Source organism: Arthrobacter gyeryongensis (genome assembly GCF_039543785.1).
In the GTDB taxonomy this organism is placed as follows: domain Bacteria; phylum Actinomycetota; class Actinomycetes; order Actinomycetales; family Micrococcaceae; genus Arthrobacter; species Arthrobacter gyeryongensis.
Genome location: NZ_BAABKK010000008.1, coordinates 1 through 1,478, shown reverse-complemented (window position 1 = coordinate 1,478; position 1,478 = coordinate 1). Strand labels below are relative to the sequence as shown.

Genomic DNA, 1,478 nt, shown 5'->3' with positions numbered 1-1,478 from the left:
GGGGACCAGGTCTTCTTCCAGGGACACGCGTCCCCGGGCATGTACGCCAGGGCGTTCATGGAAGGCCGCCTCTCGGAGGAGGACCTGGACGGGTTCCGGCAGGAAAAGTCCAAACAAGGCCATGCCCTCTCCTCCTACCCGCACCCGCGCCTGATGCCCTCGTTCTGGGAATTCCCGACCGTGTCCATGGGCATCGGCCCGATGAACGCGATCTACCAGGCCCAGTCCAACCGCTACCTGCACGACCGCGGCCTCAAAGACACGTCCGAGCAGCAGGTCTGGGCGTTCCTGGGCGACGGGGAAATGGACGAGCCCGAGTCCCGCGGCCTGCTCCAGCTCGCCGCGAACGAGAACCTGGACAACCTGAACTTCGTGATCAACTGCAACCTCCAGCGCCTGGACGGACCCGTCCGCGGCAACGGGAAGATCATGCAGGAACTGGAGGCGTTCTTCCGCGGCGCGGGCTGGAACGTCATCAAGGTCGTCTGGGGCCGGGAATGGGATGACCTCCTGGCCAAGGACACCGACGGGTCCCTGGTGAAGATCATGAACGAAACCGTCGACGGGGACTACCAGACCTACAAGGCCGAATCCGGCGGGTTCGTCCGGGAACACTTCTTCGGGAAAACCCCGGCCACCAAGGACATGGTCGCGGACCTGGACGACGAGCAGATCTGGAACCTCAAACGCGGCGGGCACGACTACCGCAAGGTCTACGCCGCGTACAAGGCCGCGGTCGAGTTCAAGGGCAAACCCACCGTGATCCTGGCCAAGACCGTCAAGGGCTACGGACTCGGACCCCACTTCGAGGGCCGCAACGCGACCCACCAAATGAAGAAACTCACTCTCGACGATCTGAAGGAATTCAGGGACTACTTGAGGATTCCGATTTCCGACGCCCGATTGGAAGAGGATCCTTACCGGCCGCCGTACTACCACCCAGGCATGGACGCGCCCGAGATCGCCTATCTCCTCGAGCGCCGAGCTGCGCTGGGAGGTTCGGTCCCCGAGCGGCGTTCCAACCACGCGGCCATTGAGCTGCCCGACGCCAAGACCTTTGACGTCGCCAAGCGGGGAACCGGCAAGCAGCAGGCCGCCACCACCATGGCCTTCGTCCGTCTGCTCAAAGACCTGCTCCGCGACAAGAAATTCGGCCACCGGATTGTTCCCATCGTCCCGGACGAGTCGCGGACCTTCGGGATGGACGCGTTCTTCCCCACTGCGAAGATCTACAACCCCAAGGGCCAGAACTACCTCTCCGTGGACCGGGACCTCGTCCTGGCCTACAAGGAATCCCCCATGGGCCAGCTCATCCACCCCGGCATCAACGAAGCCGGCGCCGTCGCGGCCTTCACCGCCGCCGGCACCGCCTACGCCACCCACGGCGAACCCCTCGTGCCGATCTACGTGTTCTACTCCATGTTCGGCTTCCAACGCACCGGCGACGCCTTCTGGGCCGCCGCGGACCAAATGACCCG

At 64.3% G+C, this 1,478-nt stretch carries 1 pseudogene; it reads left to right on the top strand.

Annotated features, from left to right (window positions below):
* Window positions 1-1,478: pseudogene (locus ABEA18_RS05870) on the top strand (pyruvate dehydrogenase (acetyl-transferring), homodimeric type); the annotation flags it as partial.